Below are 21,681 nucleotides of genomic sequence, written 5' to 3' on the forward strand. Positions count from 1 at the left end.
TTTATTCCTTGCACGGCAAGGCCGTGCCACCCGGGCAGGGCGGCAAAACGGCAGAAATTGGGGGGGGGGTTAGACGCCGACCAGATTCAGGATGCAGGCGATTGCGCGTCGCGCAGCATTCCGGTCTGCGGGTGACAGTTGATGTACTCGAACACCTGGCTCTTGGCGTCCGACACCGACACTTCGTGGTACAGCCGCAATTTCTTCAGGCCCGCCGCGACACGGAAGAAGGTCACGAAAATTCGCAGATGGGTGGGGTGGGATTCCGCCCAGCGTTCGAGCTTCTCGATCGAGCGCCAGTGACCGATGTTGTAGCTCACGTCGAGGAAGTTGCCGTCCAGGTCGATATTGCGCACGAAGCGGTTGCTGTAGCAGCCCAGGGGTTGGCCGTTGTCACGCAGGAAGTCCATGCCGTCCTGCAGGGTCGGCAGGATCTCGTCGAGGTACAGTGAACGTTCTTCAGCCTCGGCGTCCGCCCAGTCCTGGCCTGAGCGAATCAAGGCGAGGTTGTCATGCCCCATGATCACCACCCGGCCACCCTTGGCGGGATCACCCGCGACCACTTGCAGCTCGCTGGTGGGCATCATCCAGTCTGTCTGGGAGATCGGGAAGCGGTCGCGCATCGAGCCCCAGTAGCCGTGTTCTTCGATTTCACTACTGGTCGTATCCATTACCGCGCCGACGCCGGGCAGGTTGTCCTGGAAGGCGTACAGGGTCTCAAACTGCTCGGCGCGCGGGGCGCTGATTTCACGGAAATAGCCAAGGCCATCACTCAGCCGATCCGACGAAGCCCACCAGTCATTCACCTCCGGTGAACGCAACCAGCGACAGTGGGCCGCCGGGTCTTTCCAATACCCGACGACAATCAGATTGTCGAAGCCGCTGTTGTCGGTGTGGTGGGTCAAGTCGTGGTTCTGCGGGCCATTGGCCAGGCTGAAACTGCCGACGATATGACGCATCGCCTGCAACGCGGCCTCGCGCTGTGCTTCGCCTTGATACTGCACGCCGAAGTACCCCATCACTACTTGTTGCAGTTGCTCGTCAGCGCGTGCCACCCACATCGGAAACGGCGGCTGATACTCATCGGGCACGCGGCGGGACAGGGTGCGTGGGCATTTGAGATGTTTGTCGATTGCAGATTCCATCTTGAGCTCCTCGTTTTTTTTCAGGCAAGCGGTTTGGATTCACGCTTCGGCGGCGGGGTGCGCTTGGCGACCTGCCGTCGATGCAGCAGCTTCATGGCTCCCCATTCAATCAACCAGTAAGCCGACTCCTCAGGCACGAGATCGCGCATGTGCAGAAGCCAGGATGAGTCAGGCAATTGTTTTGAATATTGTCGGTCCATGGGAGGCCTCATCAGCAGGGGGATGAGCTGCTGTGAGGTGAAAATTAGGCTGGACGGCGATAGGCCGCTTTGTTCGTCAGGACAACCGTTTGGTTGTAAAAGACAACGCCGACACACGCGGCGCGGCCATGATCGGCATTGGTGCACCCACGCCGAATACGTCAGGCACTCTGCCTCTAAGTGGGGATTTTGAGGTGTTCTCGCGTCACGTTGGCCGGGCGAAAACCTCGATGGCAGTCACTTCGCAGAGCCCTTCAGGATCGGCATGAATGCGCTTGGCCTGTTAATTGCTGCGATAAAGCCGTTAGAACTTCTCGCGCTCTTACTGCAAGGTTGTACTGAGGTCCGTGGCATGAACCCAAGCACTCAATATTCGACCCTCGCTGTCGCGGCCCCGCGCCGCTTTGATTATTGGAAGGAAGTGGTCTGCCGCCATTGCCTGGCGGCCGATAGCAAACCTTTGTCCCAGAGCAGTTTTGATGGCTCGCTTGCAGTCAATACCGTGGGTGATCTGGACATTTGTTCGCTGTCTGCACCCCTGCATTACTGGGAACGCTCCGAGCAGCATCTGCGCAGTGGTCCTTCCGAAGATTTATGGTTGGGGTTCTCTCGAAATGGCCACGGCCAGATTGAACAAGGCGGCAGAAAAGCCAACCTGGCGGCGGGCAATTTGTTTCTTTATGACGCAACTCAGGCGTTTCGATTCAGCTTCGGTGGCACTGAAAACCACCTGGTGCGCATTCCGCGAGCCTTGCTCGTCGAACGTCTGCCACGTATCGCCGATTACACCGCGATGGTTCTCGACGAGCGGCGTCCGGGAGTCATTCCATTGCGTGAAATGTTGCGTCAGGCCGCGAGTGCGCCGGCATCGTTGCAGGATGAGGCCATCTCGAACCGTTACTCCAGCGCTTTGCTCGACCTCCTTGTCATCAGCCTGGAACTCCAGGACTTGAAGATCAGTCACGATGAGCTGGATCTCTACGGCCGCATCATGAAGTACATTCAACGGCACTTGACCGAGCCGGACCTGTCGATTGAAGTCATCGCGCAGGCCCACAATGTGTCCACCCGCACCGTCACCCGAGCCTTCGCCCGTTACCAGAAGACCCCCGTGGCAGAAATCTGGAAAGAGCGCCTGAATGCCAGCCGTGAAGCGATCGAGCGCGGTCAGGTGCGCAGTGTGTCCCAGGCGGCGCTGGACTTCGGGTTTTCTGACTTCTCCCATTTCAGCCATGCGTTTCGCAAAGCATTTGGCGTTGCGCCCAATACCCTGTTGCATCGAAATTGAGTGATGCCCCGAAGGACAGTGCCCTTGCGCTTGAACGCTCTTCTGTGAAAGCGCAGGGTGTTTCCTGCGGGGCGTTCTGTTTGGACCGGGGGACATGGTGGACACATGTTCGGAGACATAGTGGACAGTTAACGAAGCCGTTTACCTGATATTACGGATCGGGCGTTCATCTCAATTTGTGCAATGCGATGCCTACCCAGTAGACATCGTGCTTGCCGTCCTCCAAGGTCCTGCGCAAGCCCACACGCTCACCGGTAAACGCCCGGGCCCAGCTTGAGCTCCTACCCTCACCAGTTGAGCTCCCCGTTGGCTTGCACTGTTCGCACTTCGTCATCATCGCCGTACTCCAGTTCCGCCGGTACCTCCTGATAGCACAGCTCGCTTTGCCGGTACCGGGAGGCAGGAACGTTAAAATCCAGAGCTTGGTGTGGACGTTGGTGATTATAGATTTCCCGCCATTGGTCTGTTACGGTCGACGTATATCTAATACTTTCAATCATGTTCAGACCACTTTGCACGTCAACCACGCCCCCCAGAAAAGGCTGCTGAAGAAACGGGTAGCGTCTCCAAATCCGGCGTCATGCAAGAGATTTTGAACCGCCGCCTCGGAATGTGGAGGATCAGCGCCTTGAAGGATTTTCCCAAGCTTGACCTTCACTTCATCCGGGCTGGCTCCATGCTGCCGCCACCGCTGCCCCCAAGCCGCAAGCAGTAGCGGCTGGCTGGCATAAGCGTATTGATTCCCCGCGACAATCAACGGCGCCCCCGGTTTTAGATGAGCCCGAATGGATCGTAAAATTTGTCGCTTGGTTTCATCTCCATCGAGATGATGGAGTACCCCGATCAAGGTCGCTGCGTCGTATGACTCGTCTGCTGCCAGGTCTTCAACATGCCCAAGATGCATGGCCGTTCTTTCAAGCAAGTTGTTTGCCTCTAATTGCTGCTTTGCAGCCTCCAACATCGGCTCGGACGGATCAACGGCCGTGAAGCGCCAACCCGGCTCAAGCTTGGCCATAGCAACAATTTCCTGCGCCGTACCGCCAGCGCCAACTACAAGTATTTTTGCCGAACGTGCAGTGCCCAGGCTTGCCGCCAGCATGCACGCCGCCAAGTCTTGGCAGGCGTCATATCCTGCTAGCGCAATACGGCTCTGTCGTCCGTACTCATTGGCTCGTGAGGTATCAAATTTTTCTGAGTTGAGAGGGGATGATTTCAAGGCGGTTCTCCATGTCCTGAAATCAAGCTACGCCAGACACAGCAATAATAAAAATTCATTAATTTTATGTGGAGCATTCCTGAAGGGAATGCATACCTCAAAAAATTGCATCGTCGGATCAAGTCCAATGGCTGTTACCCATGTTTGGACTATTCGAGCGTATTGCCTGATGGAGAGATGATCCGGGTCATCCACAGCGATCGGCAGTGCGCGTGGGTCGGGCGCAAGTCAAGGGGGGGAGGGACGCTTTGGTCTGGTCGTGCGGCGTTGGGAAGGTATGTATGATGACGCATCTATTGTTACCGATGGTCCCCATCCGCCGCTCAGAACCGCCCCGACGAGGCTATTGCAGCGGTGCACTTGTATTAAGGGGTCTATTTTATGGCCTACATGTCGTCCAAGCTCAGTGGTCAGTCGCCCGAAGTGTTTCACTTGGAGACTAGCGACACCAGTGGCTACGCCGTGGATTGGCACGCCCATGACTGTCATATGCTGCTGTTACCACGCCAGGGTGGGCTATTCCTGTCGACCGAAAGCAGCCAGACTTCTCACGTTTCGCCCCAGTTGTTTTCCTTTGTGCCGGCAGACTTTGCACACGCAACCCAAGCGGCTCCGGGGCGGGAGAAACATATGACCTTGTATGTCGATCCCTCTTACATCAAACATCAAGGACAGATGAACGGTTACAGCGGTTTCGCCAAACAGGTAAATCGATCGGGGATCTGGCAAGGAACAGAGACGCTGGAAAGTATCTTGCGCCTGTACGACCAACTGCAAGGCAGTGCATCCGCGGAGGCCTTTCAGCGCCAATTACCCCATCTCAATCATCTGCTCTTCGAGGAGTGCGCGCGGGTTATCGCTTGTCAGCAGACTCAGCCGCAGCCGAGTGAACATCAGCAGCAGGCGACGCTGGTTCGCGACATACAGCGCTACATTCAGGAGAATCTGGAAACAGATTTGGATATTGAGTCGATTGGGCATGAGTTCCACCTGTCACGGCGTCACCTTACTCGTATCTTCAAAGACATTACGGGCGAAACCCTGCTGGATTTCACCAACCGCACCCGAGTGGAAACGGCCGCCCGGCTTGTTTCATGCACTTCACTATCGATCCTCGAAGTCAGCCTCGCGGTAGGCCTGGACTCCCCCTCATACCTTGCTCGACTGTTCAAGCGCCACCTGGGCCTAACCCCAAGCGGGCTACGCAAACCCCGCTAACGATCTGGCCCAAACGGGCGCATGGACGGCCCGATCAAGCGCTTTCGCTAAAATGATGCTGGACACAATAGACCTCGTCTCCAACATTGAGAGGTCACAATGAACGACGTGGACGTTGTAGAAGTCTTCAAGTCCAGCCAGGGAGGCGACAAACGGGTATCCATCGCAATCGGTGCCGCCGGGCTTGGCGCTGAGCCGATCATGACGATGGCATGCGCCAATCTGCGACTCATAGCGACCAATAACGGGCCGGGCAGACTGAGTTATTGGCAGGAGCGAAAAGCAAAAGAAGTCATGATGGAAAACCTTGATTGCGGCATTCAGGTTTCGGCCGTAGCCAAGGAGTGTTCCTTGTCACGAAGTCATTTCTCCCGAGCTTTCAAGAATGCTACGGGCCACTCCCCACGTGATTGGCTTCAGCTTGCAAGATTAACCCGAGCGAAAGAATTCCTTGAGCAAACTGATTTTTCTATTTCTCAAGTGGGCTTGGAGTGCGGGTTTGCTGATCAATCCCATTTCACCCGAATGTTCTCCAGTAAATTCAATATGACCCCAGGAAAGTGGCGGACACAAAAAAAGTCCCAGCTGTAGGGTGGATCCCCCCCTGGAGAATCCATCAAGGCCACCGCACCCGTCCGATTGTCAGTCGGACGGGTGTGGTGCTGCCATTGATGGCAGGCACTCCTTGTTGGTATTCGGTCCGCTATTCTTGATGGCTTGAGCAGGCAAAATCCGAAGGGTCGAACCGATCGGTCGTGTCCATCCGGATACTGCGCAGGCTCACCGTTTCCAGGTGTGACGCGTATAACGTCTCTGCAAAATAACTGATCAGGATGGAGCGCCGGCGTGCGCCGATCGAGTTCAGACTGCCCGCATGCACTAAATCGGCATCAAACACCAGGATGTCACCCGCGGAGCCTGAAAGCTGCACGGACCGGGACTCGTCATTGAAGTCGAATGGCGGCGCTTCCTGGTCAGGGCGATGGCTGCCGGGGACGATACGTGTTGCGCCGTTCTCGGGGCCATAATCGTCGAAGTAAGCAATAGCGTTCACAATGTCGCCTGGCCGTTGGGCCGACAAGTCGCGGTGCAGCCGCTGATGACCGCCATCTGCAAGGGGCTCGCGACCCTCCACCTGCGAGAGGAAAAACCGTTCTCCGATCAGCTCACCCACCACCGTCAGCAGCTCCGGCAGACGACACACCGCCTGAATCTTCATATCAGAATCCAGCAGCGAATGGCGCCAATCCATGCCGCGCGGCACTGGCCATTGGTCCGCCGGCTTCACGCCCGCATCGAACACGGCACGAAGGTCACCCAGCCATTCGGCCGGGATCGCTCGACGGAGTAGCGCAAAGCCATCTCGATGGAGTTGTTCGCGGTCAGTCATCGATTCCTCAATTTCCTTGCCACCAACGCATCAAAAATCCTGCAGTTGCGCGCGCAACTGATGCACATCATAGAAGAACAAAATGGTCTGCCTGTTCTTCGCGCTCGTTTAGATCTGGTCCAGCAACCAGGTACGGAACGCGGTCACCGATGCGGGGCGGCGGTTCTATGAACGGTTTATGCCGTCTACACCTCACGACAGTTTGTCGACGCAAAAATCGCTCGCTTTATTGACACGTTAAAAGACCGGGTTGGCAGTCAGCTGGCAGCCACTGCTCAGGAACTCATCGATTGAAACGCCGCGAGGGGTAAAGGTATTTGCGCCTCAATGAGACAATCCATCATCATGGTCCACGAGACGGCCATTATGTTGTTCTGCTCATTATCAAACATTTATGCTGCTACCCCAAACAGGGTACCCACCGCAGCGGTCAACGCCATTGCCAGGGCCCCCCAAAAGGTGACACGAGCAGTTGAAGCAATCATGGGGGCGCCGCCGGTATGGGCAGCCAGAACTCCTAAGAGCCCGAGAAACAGAAGCGAGCTGCCAGCAACCCCCCACATAAGTGCAGCAGTCGGAACCATCAGAACCACCAGTAATGGTAATGCAGCGCCCACAGAGAAAGTCGCTGCGGAGGCAAAGGCAGCTTGCACAGGACGCGCGGCCAATGTATCGGATATCCCCAATTCGTCGCGTCCATGAGCGCCCAGAGCATCGTGTTGCATCAACTGTGTGGCAACGTTTGAAGCCAGCGCTGTATCCAATCCCCGCTCGACGTAAATGGCAACCAGCTCTTCGTACTCCTGCTTGGGGTTGGCGGCCAACTCTTTACTTTCCCGAAGCAAGTCTGCGCGTTCGGTGTCGGCTTGGGAACTGACCGATACATATTCACCAGCCGCCATCGACATTGCTCCGGCGACAAGGCCGGCAACACCTGCGACCAGAATGCTCTTTGAACTCGCACCGGCCGCCGCAACTCCCAGGACGAGGCTAGCCGTTGAAACGATACCGTCATTCGCGCCAAGAACAGCAGCGCGAAGCCAGCCTGTCCGGTGTGTTTTGTGCCTTTCGCTGTGTCTCATGGGGATGACCCCGCAACGGAATGTTTAGTCAGGTGCCCAACGCATAGGCAGACTGGCGTCTGTCAGGCTTTGAGCATTGATATCGGGCGTTTCCATGGCCGCCATTGCGTTAGCGGCGACATTCTCGGTTCCATTTTCAGAGAACCAATTTGTCACCAATGGCTGCACATATGGCGTGCTGATTGTGCAGCAGCAGTGTGAGAGCGTCTGTTATGGCTATGTTCACTTCAGAGCGATCCGGCATTGGTACGGTTCCTGGGTACGTGATGTGATTAGACTAGCTGAACTTGCGCCAGCAGAAGTCATCTCTCTAGACCGACGTCCGCCTGCTTTGCCTTGGCCAACTGGAGGCATCGCGGCAGCTATGAGTTCTTCCGCAATTTATTTTGAGGTGCTGATTTTACTGGCTTTAAACGGTGAGAAAATTTGTGAGCCGCTTGAGCAGGTAAAATCCGAAGGGTCGAACCGATCGGTCGTGTCCATCCGGATACTGCGCAGGCTCACCGTTTCCGGGTGTGACGCGTATAACGTCTCTGCAAAATAACTGATCAGGATGGAGCGTCGGCGTGCGCCGATCGAGTTCAGACTGCCCGCATGCACTAAATCCACATCAAACACCAGGATGTCACCCACGGAGCCTGAAAGCTGCACGGACCGGGACTCGTCATTGAAGTCGAATGGCGGCGCTTCCTGGTCAGGGCGATGGCTGCCGGGAACGAGACGTGTTGCGCCGTTCTCGGGGCCATAATCGTCGAAATATGCCAGGGCGTTCACAATGTCACCCAGCCACTCGGCCGGGATCGCTCGACGGAGCAGCGCAAAGCCATCTCGATGGAGTTGTTCGCGGTCAGTCATGGATTCCTCAATTTCCTTGCCACCAACGCATCAAAAATCCTGCAGTTGCGCGCGCAACTGATGGACATCATAGAAGAACAAAATGGTCAGCCTGTTCTTCGCGCTCGTTCAGATCTGTTCCAGCAACCAGGTACGGAACGCGATAAGCGATGGCAACATCTCGTTGCGCGGCGGGTAGGTCAGGTAGTAACTGCGCTGGCTGGCGAACGGCTGGTCGAGGCTGATCAGCTCTGCGTTGGCCAACTCGTCGGCCACTAGAATACGTGGCACCAAACCGATGCCGATGCCAGCCCTGACGGCCTGGATCAAGTGCGAGGTGAGTTCGAAACTCGGCCCCAGCCGCATCATTCGATGGGGCAGGCCGTGATGGCTGAACCACTCGCCCCAGACGTTGGCGTTGTTTGCGACGTTGAGCAGTGTCTGTGCGCCAATGCGCTCCGGCGTCCAGGCGTCGTGGAGCTCGGCCACTTCTGGAGAAATGATCACCATCAGTTCTTCGGTGTGCAGGCGATGGCTGATCAGGCCCGGCAAATCGGCATTGCCGACGACGATCGCGGCATCGATACCGCTGGTTTCGAAGTCGATGGCATCGATCCGGGAATTGATGTGCACCAGCATGCCGGGATGGGTTTTGTAGAAGTCGTGTAGGCGCGGCAATAACCACTTCGAGCCGAAGGTCGGCAAGGTGGCCAGGCGCAGGGTGCCGCTGCCGGATTGATAAGCCATGGCTTGCAACGTGGCGCTGCGGATGCGTCCGAGGGCTTCGCTCATTTCTCGCTGGTAGAGACGACCGACATCGGTCAACTGCACTTGCCGGCCTTCACGGCGAAACAGCGTCAGGCCCAGTTGCTGTTCCAGCGCCTGGACTTGCCGGCTCACGGCGCTTTGGGTCAGTGACAGTTCCATCGCGGCGCGGGTGTAGCTTTCATGGCGGGCGGCGGCCTCAAAGGCCAGCAGCAACGACATCGAGGGCGTAAGGTGACGGTAATTCATTCGTAAAAGTCATCGATAGCGGCAGGATTATCCGTTTGTCCGGCGCCAGAGCCTACAGGATCATTGGCGTAGCCGACGACCTGAGGCTGACCCATTAATGCTCAGGCGACAAGTGTTTTGATTTTTTCCCATGATTAGACCGACAAGAGAACAGCCTGCGATGATCGCTCAGTTGCCCACCGTTGCACTCGCGGCAGACTACCCGGAATTTCTTCAGGCCCTGCGCGCCAGCGGTTTTCGTGGCCAGCTCAGCGCCGACTACGCCACCCGCACCGTGCTGGCGACCGACAACTCGATTTACCAGCGCCTGCCGCAAGCGGCGGTGTTCCCCATGGACGCGGACGACATCGCACGCATCGCGACCTTGATGGCCGAACCACGCTTTCGCCAGATCAAGCTGACCCCGCGAGGCGGCGGCACCGGCACCAACGGCCAGTCATTGACCGATGGCATCGTGGTCGACTTGTCGCGGCACATGAACACCATCCTGGAAATCAACGTCGCCGAGCGTTGGGTGCGGGTGCAGGCGGGCGTGGTCAAGGACCAGCTGAATGCCGCGCTCAAACCCCATGGGCTGTTCTTCGCCCCGGAGCTGTCGACGTCCAACCGCGCCACCGTCGGCGGCATGATCAACACCGACGCCAGCGGCCAGGGGAGTTGCACCTATGGCAAGACCCGCGATCACGTGCTGGAACTGCACAGTGTGCTGCTCGGTGGCGAGCGCCTGCACAGCCGGCCTCTGTCCGACGCGGAGCTGGAAGTGGCATGCACGCAATCCGGCCGCATCGGCGAGGTGTACCGGACGGCGCGGCACATTCAGGAAACCCAGGCCGACCTGATCGAGTCGGTATTCCCGAAACTCAACCGCTGCCTGACCGGTTACGACCTGGCGCACCTGCGCGACGAGCACGGGCGTTTCAACCTCAACAGTGTGCTGTGCGGTGCGGAAGGTTCGTTGGGCTACATCGTCGAGGCCAAGCTCAACGTGCTGCCGATTCCCAAGTATTCGGTGTTGGTGAACGTGCGCTACAGCAGCTTCATGGATGCGTTGCGCGACGCTAATGCGTTATTGGCGCACAAGCCGTTGTCCATCGAAACCGTGGACTCCAAAGTGTTGATGCTGGCGATGAAAGACATTGTCTGGCACAGCGTCGCCGAGTACTTCCCGACGGACGCCGGGCGCGCGACGCTGGGCATCAACCTGGTGGAGTTCAGCGGGGAAGACCTGGCGGACGTAAATGCTCGCGTGGCGTCGTTCGTGGAGCATCTGCAGGCCGACACGACGATTGAGCGACTGGGCCACACCCTGGCCGAAGGGGCCGAAGCCGTGACCCGCGTATACACCATGCGCAAACGCTCGGTCGGGCTGCTGGGTAACGTTGACGGCGAGGTTCGCCCGCAGCCTTTCGTCGAAGACACCGCCGTGCCACCGGAGAAACTGGCTGACTACATCGCTGAGTTCCGCGCCTTGCTGGATAGCCATGGCCTGGCCTATGGCATGTTCGGTCACGTCGATGCCGGTGTGTTGCATGTACGTCCGGCGCTGGATATGAAAGATCCGGCCCAGGCCGCTCTGGTCAAGCCGATTTCCGATGCCGTGGCCGAGCTGACCCGGCGTTATGGGGGGCTGCTGTGGGGGGAGCACGGCAAAGGTTTGCGTTCGGAATATGTCCCCGAGTTTTTTGGCGAGCTGTACCCGGCGCTGCAATCGCTCAAGGGGGCGTTCGACCCGCACAATCAGCTCAATCCCGGCAAAATATGCACTCCGCCGGACGCCGCCCAAGGCTTGCTCAAGGTCAACGAAGTCACGCTGCGTGGTGACCTGGACCGGCAAATCGACGAGCGCGTGTGGCAAAGCTTCGGCTCCGCCGTGCACTGCAACGGTAATGGCGCCTGCTACAACTACGATCCCAACGATGCGATGTGCCCGTCGTGGAAAGCCACCCGTGAACGCCAGCATTCGCCAAAGGGCAGGGCCTCATTGATTCGCGAGTGGTTGCGTCTGCAAGGCGCGGCCAATATCGATGTACTGCAAGCGGCCCGAGGCAAATTGTCGTGGCTGAGCGGGTTTCCAACGCGGTTGCGCAATAACCTGGCGCGCTCGCGTGGCGAGGCGGATTTCTCCCATGAGGTCTACGACGCGATGGCGGGGTGTCTGGCCTGTAAATCCTGTGCGGGACAATGCCCGGTCAAGGTCAACGTGCCGGAATTCCGTTCGCGATTTCTGGAGCTGTACCACGGTCGTTATCAACGCCCGCTGCGCGACTATTTGATCGGCTCGCTGGAGTTCACCCTGCCTTACATGGCCTACGCGCCAGGTGTGTACAACGCGGTGATGAGCTCGAAATGGGTGAGCCGTCTGCTTGAGCGACAGGTCGGTATGCTCGACAGTCCGTTGATCAATCGCCATAACCTGCAGGCCACGCTGACCCGCTGCAAGGTCGCTGTCGCCAGTGTGCCAGCCTTGCGCGAGCTCACTGTCGCGCAACGCGAGCGCAGCGTGGTGCTGGTGCAGGACGCCTTCACCCGGTACTTCGAAACCCCGTTGCTGGCGAGCTTCATCCAGTTGGCGCATCAGCTGGGTTATCGGGTGTTTCTGGCGTCCTATAGCGCCAACGGCAAGCCTTTGCATGTGCAGGGTTTCCTCGGTGCCTTCGCCAAGGCGGCGATCCGCAACGCCCATCAGCTCAAGACGCTCGCCGACTGTGGAGTGCCGCTGGTGGGCCTGGACCCGGCGATGACCCTGGTCTACCGCCAGGAATATCAGAAAGTACCGGGGCTCAACGATTGCCCAAAGGTCCTGCTACCCCAGGAATGGCTCTGCGATGCGTTGCCGGAAAATCCGCATCCGGCGACTGATACCTTCCGTTTGTTGGCGCACTGCACCGAGAAAACCAATGTCCCGGCCAGCACTTCGCAATGGGAAACCGTTTTTGCCCGGCTCGGGCTCAAGTTGACGACTGAGGCGACCGGCTGCTGCGGCATGTCTGGAACCTACGGTCATGAAGCCCGGAACCAGGACACCTCGCGGACCATTTTCGAGCAGTCATGGGCCGGCAAGCTGGACAAAAAGGGTGAGGCGCTGGCGACGGGATACTCCTGCCGCAGTCAGGTGAAGCGCTTCGCCAACACGCAATTGCGCCATCCACTGGAGGTTGTGTTAGAGCGCATTGTTCAGCCAGTTCGCTGATGCAAACGCTGCGGCTGATTGCACGCAGCATCAGTTCCTTGGCGCGGCGCTCCTGCCCGTCGGACGAGGCGCCCACGGGCGCGCCAAGGTGCATTGATGGTCTGGATTCACCTGTCAGGAGTGAGCCGGGTAATCCACGTATCCACGCTGATCGCCACCGAAGAAGGTGCTCGGATCCGGCGCATTGAGCGATAACCCGTCGCGAATTCGTCGTGGCAGATCAGGGTTGGCCAGAAACGGTCTGCCGAACGCGATGATGTCCGCGCGGCCGTCGATCAAGGCCTGTTCCGCCGTCTCGGGGTCGTAGCCACCGGCGATCATCAGCACGCCGTCCCACGCTGCACGCAGTTGGCCGATGATTGCATCCCAGCGCGGATCGAAGTTCTCGTCCTTGACGGTGCCAACGACGGCAGGCTCGACGAGGTGCAGGTAGGCCAGATTCCACTGGTTCAACGAACGCACGATGTGGCCGAACGTAGCTTGCGGCGTCTCATCGCCCATGCCCATGAAGCGTCCCATCGGCGTGAGGCGTACCCCCACACGCTGCGCACCGACTTCGTCGACGACGGCAGCAACCACTTCCAATAACAGGCGCGCACGGTTTTCCAGGCTGCCGCCATAGCTATCCTCGCGCTGGTTACTGTTGCTGTTGATGAACTGATCCAACAGATAGCCGTTGCCTGCGTGAATTTCCACGCCATCCATCCCGGCGTTCAGCGCATTGCGCGCGGCCCGGCGGTAGTCGTTGATGATGTCAGCGATCTCCGAGGTTTCCAGTGCCCGCGGAACCGGCACATCGCCCCACACACCGTTGCCATCCGCGTCGACGATGAACGTTTTGCCCGGCACGGGTAATGCGCTTGGGGCCACCGGGAGGGCGTTGTCGGGCTGAAAGCTTGGGTGCGACACGCGGCCCACGTGCCAGAGTTGCATGAAGATCAAACCGCCGGCCTCGTGCACCTGGCTGCTGACTTCGCGCCAGGCCTGTACCTGCTCATCGCTGTAGATTCCCGGGGTCCAGGCATAGCCCTGGCCCTGTCGGGAGATTTGCGTCGCCTCGGTGATGATCAACGCGGCGCTCGCACGCTGGCGGTAATATTCGGCGTTCATGGCCGTCGGGACATCGCCCGGTTGCCCGGCGCGTGAGCGGGTCAGCGGCGCCATCGCCACTCGGTGCGGGAGTGTGTATGGCCCCAATGCGATGGGTTGGAACAGTTGCTGCGTCATAGAATTTCTCCGGGTTTCGAAAAGAGGGAGCAGGGCGGCGATGGACGTTTGGCCAGGCACCGTATGGCCGTAAGTTAATCCGCTGCATGCCGCTTGATAATCCGCATCAGCCTCTACGCTGCATTGCGTGAAACGCAACGCTGCGCAGGGTCAGGACGGTTGCTCTGAGCGGGTCAAAGGAAGGTTCAGCCAGCGTCGGCCGGTAGCGTTCGCCACGGCATTGCCGAGGGCGGCGGCCATCGGTCCCTGGACGATTTCGGCGGCGCCGAGAAACGGCTGTCCCGGCTGGTCGAGCAGGTGCACGTCGACCTTTTTCGGCACCTGCGAAAAACGCAGGATCGGGTAGCCACTCCAGTCGTAGCTGCGTATGCCCCCGGCGTCATAGGCGACTTTTTCATAGAGCGTCCAGCTGGTGGACTGCACGATCCCGCCTTCCACCTGGTTGCGCAGGCCATCGGGATTGACGATTTGCCCGACGTCTACCGCCGTGACGACGTGATCGACCTGCACCTCGCCGGTCTGCGGATGTACGCGCAAGCGCACCGCGATCGCGCAATAACCCATGATGTTTTTATAGCGGGCAAACGCGAAGCCGATGCCCGCGCCGGGTTCGCTGCTTTTTTGCGACCAGCCGATGGCGTCGCGCACGCGCTCCACCACGGCCCGCGCCCGGGGATCTGCCAGATGCGCAAGGCGCAAGGCCACCGGATCGCTCCCGGCCCTGGCGGCAAGCTCATCGATGCACGCCTCGATTGCGAAGATGTTGATGTGCGCGCCCAGCGAGCGCATGGCAGAGGTGCGAAACGGCATCTCAGTGACGAAGTTCATGTTGATGCGCGTGGATGCCAGCGTGTACAGCGGCACGGCATTGCGATCGCCGTCGCCTTCAGGTTGAGCGATGGGCACCGAAGGCGCGGAGATGAACGGCCGGGCCAACAGTCGCGCCGGCAGCAGCCGGCCCGCGTTGACGATGCGTTCGTTATGCGGCGTGGTCCACAGTTCATAATTCCAGTCCTGCAGTCGACCTTGAGCATCAAGATTGGCCTGCACTTCAGTCACCATCGCCGAGCTGTAGGGTTCCCAGAGATTTTCCTGCTCGCGCATCCACTGCACCCGCACCGGCGTGCCCGGTATTCGCATGGCAATCAACGCCGCGTCGGCCGCTGCATCGTCTGCGCCGTTGTGGCCGTAACAACCGGACCCTTCGGTGTGGATACAGCGAACGCGCTCGGGCGGTAGCCGCACCATTTCGGCGATCCCGGCGCGCAGCGGATACACGCCTTGGGTGTGGGTCCAGACGGTGAGGGTGCCGTCCTTGAACCAGGCCACGGCGCAGGATGGGCCGATGGATCCGTGCATCAGGTATTGCTTGGTCACGCGCGCTCGATAGCTCTTGTCGGTCGCCACCTGTGGGGTGCCCTCATGGCTGATCGGGTAGCGGCGTGAAGGCAGGCGCTCGAGCAATGTGTGGATGTCCCGTGACTCGGGTATCGCTTGTCCACCGCTCCAGCGCGCCGATTCATATCCGCTGCGCATGGCCTTGATCGCTTGCCATTCATCACGCGCCACCACGGCAAGGTAATTGCCGTCGCGAATCACCTGCACAACCCCGGCCAACGTTTTGATCGACTCCGCGTCGAAGGCCTCCAGCGTGCAGCCGGGACGAGGAGGGCGAATGACCCGAGCGTGCAGCATGCCCGGCAAGCGAATGTCCTGAACAAATGCAGGGCCGCCGCTGACTTTTGCCGGAATATCCAGTCGTTGCAGCGAATGACCGATCAGCTTGAAGCCCGTCGCGGGCATTGCCGGCGATTCGGACTTGGCATAGAGGTGCAGATCGACGTTTTTGACGGCGTCAGCGTAGGACATTCGTTGTCCGGCAGGGCCGTGAATGACGCCTTCCTGCGTCGTCAACAGTGGCGGTGCCACCTCCCAGCTGCGCCCGGCCGACTGCAGCAATAACTCACGCACTTGCGCCGCCGCGTTGAACAGCGCGGTGCCGCTGTCGAAAATGCTATGGCTGCCGGCGGTGTAGCCTTCGTTGGGCGTCAGGGCAGTGTCGGCAGTCAGCAAGTTGATCGCCGTCGGCGAAACCTCCAGACGTTCGGCGGCGATTTGCAGCAAGGCTGTTTTGACGCCAGTGCCCAATTCGACCTTGCCGGTGTAGACGGTGATGCCTTCAGGGCCCACGCGGATCCACGCATCGAGGTAGGGATTGGTGCGCAGGCTGCCGGGCAGATCAGGTGCCAGCACCACCGTGCCGAGGGTATCCACTTCGGTATCGGCCCATGCACGACGCGCCGCTGGCACCAGGGTAAACGCCACCAGCAAGGCCCCCCCACGCAAGAACGCCCGGCGACCGTGGTCGACTTTTTTCTCCATCGTCATGTCGCGCTCCCGTTTTGCCCGGCCACCAGGCTGATTGCCTCGATAATCCGCAGGTGGGTGCCGCAACGACACAGGTTGCCTGCCATGTGCTCGCGAATGGTCTGCTCGTCCGGGTGCGGATTGCTCTCCAGCAATGACTGCGCGCGCATCAGCATGCCGGCGATGCAGTAGCCGCATTGAGCCGCCTGTTTGTCGATAAAGGCTTTCTGCAAAGGGCCGGGACGTTCGGCAGAACCGAGGCTTTCAACCGTTCGAACCTTCTTGCCCTCAAGGCCCGCGCAGGGCGTCACGCAAGAAAAGACCGGCTTGTCGTCGACGATGACCGTACAGGCGCCGCACTGCCCCAAACCACACCCGTATTTGGCGCCGTTCAGCCCCAGATGATTACGCAGCGCATAGAGCAGCGGCATGTCAGGTTCCAGCTCCAATGCATGGGCCGAGCCGTTGACGTTGAGCGTGACTTGGGTCATTTCGTCTCCTGACGGATCGCTTCAATAGTGGAAGAAAGCTCTGTCCAGGGTTGGTCAGGCCTGGCTTGCTGGCGCAGGTATGACGCCAGGGCGATGAGTTGAACGTTGTCCAGGCTGGCGGCAAACGGCGGCATGACCGGTCCGGGCACGCCCGGCGTTGCCGTCACGCCTTCGAGCACGGTTTTCAGGAAATTGCGTGCGCTTGGGGCTTGCAGTGCCGAGGTGCGATCCAGCCCCGGACGCCCGTCGATCTCGCGCATCGGCGCCGCTGGGGCATGACAACCGGCGCAGGCACTGGCGAATAGCAGGGCGCCGCTGGTCTGGTCCAAGGTCTCAACGCTCCCGGCGCCGGGTTGGATTTCGGTGATCGCAGCCTTGGTTTGCAGGCTCAGCAAATACTCGGCAATCGCCTCGGCGTCACTGACCGGCAAGCGAGCCAGACTGAGGCTGACCGGGCGCATCGGGCCCGCGGCTGTGCCGTGCCCGTCCACCACTTCTGCCCGCAGATAGTGGACCAACTGCTCAGTGTTCCACGGGTTTGCGCGACGGGCCATGCCGAGCAGCGAAGGCGCCTCCCAGCCATCCACCTTACCGCCCGCGAGGCTCTCGCCGGACTTCTCGGCACCGATCAGGTTCAACGGTGAATGGCAGCCTGCGCAGTGGCCGGGGCCTTCAACCAGATAACGTCCGCGATTCCACGCTTCAGATTGTTGCGCTACCGGCGTCAGCGGCTTTGCATGCAGAAACAGCAGATTCCAGAACGACACCAGCGGCCGGATGTTCATCGGGAAATTCATGTGGTTTTGCATGGCCGGTGAATTCACGGCAGGGCCGCTCATCAAGTACGCATACGCGTCGGCAATGTCGCCTTCGCTCATGCGCCGGTAGTGCACGTACGGGAAGGCGGGGTACAGGAAGTGGCCATCGCGGGCGATCCCTTCACGCATCGCCCGCTCGAACGCCGGCAGTGACCATTGGCCGATACCGGTCTGCGGATCGGGTGTGATGTTGGTGCTGTAGAGCGTGCCGAACGGCGTCACCAGCGGCAGCCCGCCTGTCATGTATTGACCGCCCGGACGCGTATGGCACACCGCACAATCGCCTGCTTCGACCACCCGCGCACCGCGCTGCAATTGCGCGGCATCGAACGTTCGCGGGCGCTCAATCGGTGCTATCGCCGGGCGCCACATCAGCATCGCTGCGCCGATTGCACCTATCGAAGCGAGGACGGCCGCGCTGATCCAGAGGGGGCTGGATCTCAGGAAATTGCCCTTCATGAGGGTTTGCAACGCGAGAGGCGCGCAATGCGCATCGATGAGGGATTCGGGATCATGAACAGCTCCTTGAGCATCCGGGGGAAGGGCGCTGATGGAGAGCCCTGCGCCAAGTGCCCAAGGTTAGAGAAAGCGCAAGCGCCGGAGTATTGCCACGTCGCGCAATAGCGCTTTGCGCCAACGGCAACGCCGGGGTCGTTGCGGATGGCGCATCACTCCATTGCCCGGATGATGGATTCTCTGTGTCGGCCCATGCCCTTAGCCTTGGCATCACTTTCCCGAACTCAACGAGGTGTCATCATGCTCACGGGTAACCCCGCAGCGGCGGCCAAGGCCGAACAGCCTGCTTCACTCTCCGGCCTGATGGTCGCGTTCCTGGCGTTTTGCTGCGGCGCGGTCGTGGCCAACCTCTATTACGCCCAACCGATTGTCGAATTGATCGCGCCGCAGATCGGCCTGTCCAGCGCCAATGCCAGCCTGATCGTTTCACTCACACAGTTTGGTTATGCGTTGGGTCTGCTGTTGCTGGTACCGCTGGCCGACCTGATGGAAAACCGGCGCCTGGTCGTGGGTTTCACCCTCGCGGCGAGCGTTACGCTGCTGTGTGCCGGGCTGACGCACTCGCCGTCGATGTTCCTCGTATTTTCCTTGCTGATCGGCCTTACTTCGGTTGCAGTGCAGATTCTGGTGCCACTGGCGGCGCATCTGGCACCCGAAGCCACGCGCGGTCGTGTGGTGGGCAATATCATGAGCGGGCTGCTGCTGGGCATTCTGTTGTCGCGTCCGCTGTCCAGCCTGCTGGTGGAAGTGTTTGGCTGGCGCGGGGTGTTTTACAGCGCGGCGGCGCTGATGGCCGTCATCGCCCTGATCACCGCGGCTGCGCTGCCGCGCCGTGTGCCAACGCATCAGGCGACTTATGCCGCGCTGATCGGCTCGGTGTTTACCCTGGCTCGTCGCCATCCGGTGCTGCGTCAACGTTCGTTGTATCAGGGATTGTTGTTCGCCAGCTTCAGCCTGTTCTGGACGCTTGCGCCGATTGAGCTGATGCGTCACCACGGTTTCAGCCAGGCGCAGGTGGCGATTTTTGCCCTGGTCGGAGCGGTAGGTGCAGTCGCTGCGCCGATTGCCGGGCGCTTGGCCGATGCCGGCCACGGCCACCGCGGAACACGGGTCGCACTGCTACTGGCACCGGCCTCATTGTTGATCGCTGCGCTGCCCGGCAGCAGCTACCTGTGGCTGGTGGTGTGCGCGGTGCTGCTGGATTTCGCCGTGCAACTGAACATGGTGCTGGGCCAGCGCGAGGTGTACGCCATCGACCCGCACAGCCGGGCACGCCTCAACGCCGTGTACATGACCAGTATCTTCGTTGGCGGTGCCTTGGGATCGCTGGTGGCGAGCCCGCTCTACGAGCACTTCGGCTGGAACCTGTCTGCCGCATCGGTGGCATTGCTCCCGACCTTGGCTTTGGTGATGTTCCTCGGCCGCAAGGCCAATGCCTGAGCGCCGGGTGTGGGGGAGTCCGGTGAAGCACGGTCATACAAGACGGCTGGCGAACGGTGATGCACTATCATCACCGTTTCTTTTTGACCGGATTCCGCTTATGGACAAGTTGCTGGCACTGAAGATGTTTGTTGAAACCGTGCGTTGCGGCGGTTATTCCTCCGCAGCGCGCAAGCTCGGCATCTCGACGTCTTCGGTCACTCGCCAGGTGGCGGGGCTGGAAAACGAGCTCGGCGCCAGCCTGCTCAACCGCACGACACGCAACACCAGCGTGACCGTCGCCGGGCAAACCTATTTCGAAAAGGCTGTGGCGATTCTTGACGCCATCGACGAAGCCGATGCCGTGGTTGCCGACCGTGGCAGCGAGGCGCAAGGACGCCTGCGGATCAGCGTCCCTGTCGAGTTCGGTCGGCGGATCATCGCGCCGCATCTGGGCCGACTGCTCGAGCGCCATCCGGGACTGGAAATAAGCGTGTCGTTGAGCGATCAGGTCAGCGACCTGCTGAGCGAACAGATCGATGTGTCAGTGCGTCTGGGATCGTCGGTGGTCAGTGAAGACATCGTCAGTAAACGGGTAGGGGCCTTCCAGCGCTGGGTGGTGGCCAGCCCGGATTACCTGAGCCGCCACACGGCGCCGTGTCATCCTCGCGACTTGCTCGAGCACCAATGCCTGCGCTTTGATTACGCTGGTTCGCACCAGTGCTGGACGTTCCAGGGCGACAAGGAAACCATCCAGCTCAATGTGCACGGCCGCCTGCAAAGCAACAACGCCGACATCCTGCGCGAAGCGGCAATCGCCGGCGGCGGGGTGACCCTGTTGGCCGACTGGCTGGTGCGCGACGATGTCGCCGCAGGCCGGCTGACGCGGTTGCTGGAACACTACGAAGTCAATCCCGGCAGTGCGAGCAGCTGCATCAACGCGCTGTATTTGCCCAACCACCGGGGATCCAGCCGGATCAATGTGTTTATCGATTTTCTAGAGGAAATCCTCACGCCTGGCGTGTCAGCTATACAAATGGCTGGCCAGTAAAGCCACGCGGTAGCCGTTGCAGTCCGGGCATCTCGATCAGCCGTTGGGTCCACTCTGAGCGCCAATCATTGGCGGTGTGGGTGGCTTTGGCCTTGCGTGCGGCCCGACGGGCGGCGTTGCGTTCGGTTTTGCGCGCTTCCTTGTACGCATCGGTGTTGCGGCAGCTTCTGCATTTCACCCGGTTCAATATGCTGCTGGAAGTGAGGTTGCTGCCTTTGTGCCCGCAGGCCAGGTGCCCGCCGACTTTGAAGTGAGTGACCATGGGACATACTCCTTCGTGATGTGTAAGCGTTCGACACCTGGCGGGTGAGGGCGTTCGTTCGCGTTACGGCAGGCAAAAAAATGGCCCGCATGCGGGCGGGCCAGGGGATGTTTTCAAAGGAGCAAGTGAACTGTAGGGGCTCGGTTGTGAAGGCGGTGTGAAATGGTCAAAGCACGAATAAAAAAAGCCCGGCAAACCGGGCCGGGTTGGGCAGCAGCGCGAGTCGGGCAGGCAGGCACAACCACGGTGACGAAGAGGTCACCGCTCAGGTGTGCTGGATTGGACTCTGTCCCTGGCTCAAATAACGCGGTCGCCTGATTTGAACCGAGGCAGTGGCGGCTCGACATGTTTGAGTGCAGACAACGCGCTGCGAATCTGCGGCGTGTCCTTCTCGATGTCGTTCAAGCGGTCACGAATCCTGAGCGCTGTCGGATGCCCCCCTTGATGATCGACCCAGTCGGCGATTTCCTTGCACGCAGCAGCAAGGCGGGCCTGACGGGAGTCAAGCAGGGTGAGCAGGGTGGCGATAGACTCTTTCTCGGACATGACAATCACCTCCGTTCAAGGAAATCGGCTAAAGGGCAACAAAAAGCCCGCGGGGGAGCGAGCTTTCTGCCGATGGGTCGCTGGTCCTTCAGCTCCTTCAAGTATAGACCCGGAAAATGAAAGTGGCCGGCGTCAAGCCAACCCGTGCGACACCGGCGAACTGGCCTCGTTAAGCCTGCGACATTCGTGCCTGGCGTCCTCTTCAAGATCGTAACCGTCACCGATGAAGCCGCGCGTGCGGGTATCGACGATGCGATACCAGACGGCGGCGTCGGGTGGTGGGTGACCGGTTTCTCCGGCCCGGCGGCCATGAACGATGATCTTGTTGCAGCGTTTCACAACGAAAATGTCTTCCATGGCGTCCACCGAAGCTGTTCGTGTTCAGATCAAGCATAGAAGCGCTTTGC

General features: G+C 59.9%; 21 protein-coding genes and 2 pseudogenes. 6 read left to right on the plus strand and 17 right to left on the minus strand.

What is annotated here, in order from left to right; all coding sequences use genetic code 11:
* Window positions 1-86: 86 nt before the first annotated feature.
* Window positions 87-1,145, minus strand: coding sequence for a phenylacetaldoxime dehydratase family protein (locus F475_RS04515; RefSeq protein ID WP_111453247.1), 1,059 nt, complete (start codon window positions 1,143-1,145; stop codon window positions 87-89).
* A 20-nt stretch (window positions 1,146-1,165) separates the two neighbouring features.
* Window positions 1,166-1,345: a hypothetical protein gene (locus F475_RS04520; RefSeq protein ID WP_018929039.1), complete on the minus strand. Its 180-nt coding sequence runs from the start codon at window positions 1,343-1,345 to the stop codon at window positions 1,166-1,168.
* A 352-nt stretch (window positions 1,346-1,697) separates the two neighbouring features.
* On the opposite strand from F475_RS04520, the gene F475_RS04525 reads away from it, so the two are divergent.
* The gene (locus tag F475_RS04525) at window positions 1,698-2,633 is read left to right on the plus strand and encodes a helix-turn-helix domain-containing protein (RefSeq protein ID WP_018929040.1); all 936 of its coding nucleotides are present in this window, start codon (window positions 1,698-1,700) and stop codon (window positions 2,631-2,633) included.
* Between the two features lie 287 nt (window positions 2,634-2,920).
* Here F475_RS04525 and F475_RS30590 read toward each other — a convergent pair whose 3' ends face one another.
* The 3 genes and pseudogenes from F475_RS30590 to F475_RS30595 form a co-directional block, all read right to left on the minus strand.
* Window positions 2,921-3,133 (minus strand): integrase core domain-containing protein, encoded by a 213-nt coding sequence (locus tag F475_RS30590; protein WP_225602743.1) that lies wholly within the window; start codon window positions 3,131-3,133, stop codon window positions 2,921-2,923.
* 2 nt (window positions 3,134-3,135) lie between these two features.
* Window positions 3,136-3,849: a class I SAM-dependent methyltransferase gene (locus tag F475_RS04535; RefSeq protein WP_111453248.1), complete on the minus strand. Its 714-nt coding sequence runs from the start codon at window positions 3,847-3,849 to the stop codon at window positions 3,136-3,138.
* Between the two features lie 108 nt (window positions 3,850-3,957).
* Window positions 3,958-4,035: pseudogene (locus F475_RS30595) on the minus strand (integrase); the annotation flags it as partial.
* Window positions 4,036-4,230: 195 nt separating this feature from the next.
* Here F475_RS30595 and F475_RS04545 point away from each other — a divergent pair.
* Together F475_RS04545 and F475_RS04550 are read left to right on the plus strand one after the other, a co-directional pair.
* Entirely contained in the window at window positions 4,231-5,067 is an 837-nt protein-coding gene (locus F475_RS04545; protein WP_064617673.1) for an AraC family transcriptional regulator, read from the plus strand.
* A gap of 99 nt (window positions 5,068-5,166) precedes the next feature.
* Complete coding sequence (locus F475_RS04550; protein WP_111453249.1) at window positions 5,167-5,658, plus strand: AraC family transcriptional regulator; 492 nt, start codon at window positions 5,167-5,169, stop codon at window positions 5,656-5,658.
* 112 nt (window positions 5,659-5,770) lie between these two features.
* Here F475_RS04550 and F475_RS04555 read toward each other — a convergent pair whose 3' ends face one another.
* From F475_RS04555 to F475_RS04580, 5 genes and pseudogenes are all read right to left on the minus strand, one after another.
* Entirely contained in the window at window positions 5,771-6,457 is a 687-nt protein-coding gene (locus tag F475_RS04555) for a phytanoyl-CoA dioxygenase family protein (protein ID WP_111453250.1), read from the minus strand.
* Window positions 6,458-6,849: 392 nt separating this feature from the next.
* A complete protein-coding gene (locus F475_RS04565; RefSeq protein ID WP_111453251.1) occupies window positions 6,850-7,539 on the minus strand; it encodes a VIT family protein in 690 nt (229 codons plus the stop codon).
* A 24-nt stretch (window positions 7,540-7,563) separates the two neighbouring features.
* Window positions 7,564-7,783 (minus strand): annotated as a pseudogene (locus F475_RS30600) (hypothetical protein).
* A 137-nt stretch (window positions 7,784-7,920) separates the two neighbouring features.
* The gene (locus F475_RS04575; protein ID WP_111453252.1) at window positions 7,921-8,394 is read right to left on the minus strand and encodes a phytanoyl-CoA dioxygenase family protein; all 474 of its coding nucleotides are present in this window, start codon (window positions 8,392-8,394) and stop codon (window positions 7,921-7,923) included.
* 108 nt (window positions 8,395-8,502) lie between these two features.
* Window positions 8,503-9,387: a LysR substrate-binding domain-containing protein gene (locus F475_RS04580; protein WP_096480274.1), complete on the minus strand. Its 885-nt coding sequence runs from the start codon at window positions 9,385-9,387 to the stop codon at window positions 8,503-8,505.
* A 160-nt stretch (window positions 9,388-9,547) separates the two neighbouring features.
* Between F475_RS04580 and F475_RS04585 the strand changes: the two genes are divergently transcribed.
* Window positions 9,548-12,577, plus strand: a complete 3,030-nt coding sequence (locus F475_RS04585) for an FAD-binding and (Fe-S)-binding domain-containing protein (protein ID WP_111453253.1) — start codon at window positions 9,548-9,550, stop codon at window positions 12,575-12,577.
* 114 nt (window positions 12,578-12,691) lie between these two features.
* On the opposite strand, the gene F475_RS04590 is transcribed toward F475_RS04585, so the two are convergent.
* The 4 genes from F475_RS04590 to F475_RS04605 all read right to left on the minus strand — a co-directional run bounded on the left by F475_RS04590 (window position 12,692) and on the right by F475_RS04605 (window position 17,858).
* Complete coding sequence (locus F475_RS04590; protein WP_111453254.1) at window positions 12,692-13,804, minus strand: alkene reductase; 1,113 nt, start codon at window positions 13,802-13,804, stop codon at window positions 12,692-12,694.
* A gap of 150 nt (window positions 13,805-13,954) precedes the next feature.
* Window positions 13,955-16,192, minus strand: coding sequence for a molybdopterin cofactor-binding domain-containing protein (locus F475_RS04595; protein ID WP_111453255.1), 2,238 nt, complete (start codon window positions 16,190-16,192; stop codon window positions 13,955-13,957).
* Complete coding sequence (locus F475_RS04600; RefSeq protein WP_111453256.1) at window positions 16,189-16,662, minus strand: (2Fe-2S)-binding protein; 474 nt, start codon at window positions 16,660-16,662, stop codon at window positions 16,189-16,191. Before F475_RS04600 ends, F475_RS04595 begins: the two co-directional genes overlap by 4 nt.
* Window positions 16,659-17,858 carry a cytochrome c gene (locus tag F475_RS04605; protein WP_256597052.1) on the minus strand — a complete coding sequence of 400 codons (1,200 nt, stop codon included), beginning with the start codon at window positions 17,856-17,858 and terminating at the stop codon, window positions 16,659-16,661. Before F475_RS04605 ends, F475_RS04600 begins: the two co-directional genes overlap by 4 nt.
* A gap of 378 nt (window positions 17,859-18,236) precedes the next feature.
* Here F475_RS04605 and F475_RS04610 point away from each other — a divergent pair, with 378 nt between their 5' ends.
* Window positions 18,237-19,436, plus strand: a complete 1,200-nt coding sequence (locus tag F475_RS04610; protein WP_086945554.1) for an MFS transporter — start codon at window positions 18,237-18,239, stop codon at window positions 19,434-19,436.
* A 100-nt stretch (window positions 19,437-19,536) separates the two neighbouring features.
* Entirely contained in the window at window positions 19,537-20,466 is a 930-nt protein-coding gene (locus F475_RS04615; RefSeq protein WP_018929053.1) for a LysR family transcriptional regulator, read from the plus strand.
* Here F475_RS04615 and F475_RS04620 read toward each other — a convergent pair.
* From F475_RS04620 to F475_RS04630, 3 genes are all read right to left on the minus strand, one after another.
* The gene (locus tag F475_RS04620) at window positions 20,444-20,728 is read right to left on the minus strand and encodes a hypothetical protein (RefSeq protein ID WP_111453258.1); all 285 of its coding nucleotides are present in this window, start codon (window positions 20,726-20,728) and stop codon (window positions 20,444-20,446) included. The genes F475_RS04615 and F475_RS04620 overlap by 23 nt on opposite strands.
* A gap of 297 nt (window positions 20,729-21,025) precedes the next feature.
* Window positions 21,026-21,274: a hypothetical protein gene (locus tag F475_RS04625; protein ID WP_018929055.1), complete on the minus strand. Its 249-nt coding sequence runs from the start codon at window positions 21,272-21,274 to the stop codon at window positions 21,026-21,028.
* 132 nt (window positions 21,275-21,406) lie between these two features.
* Window positions 21,407-21,631, minus strand: a complete 225-nt coding sequence (locus tag F475_RS04630) for a hypothetical protein (protein WP_111453402.1) — start codon at window positions 21,629-21,631, stop codon at window positions 21,407-21,409.
* Between the last annotated feature and the right edge of the window lie 50 nt (window positions 21,632-21,681).

This window comes from Pseudomonas sp. URMO17WK12:I6 (assembly GCF_003253625.1).
GTDB lineage: Bacteria > Pseudomonadota > Gammaproteobacteria > Pseudomonadales > Pseudomonadaceae > Aquipseudomonas.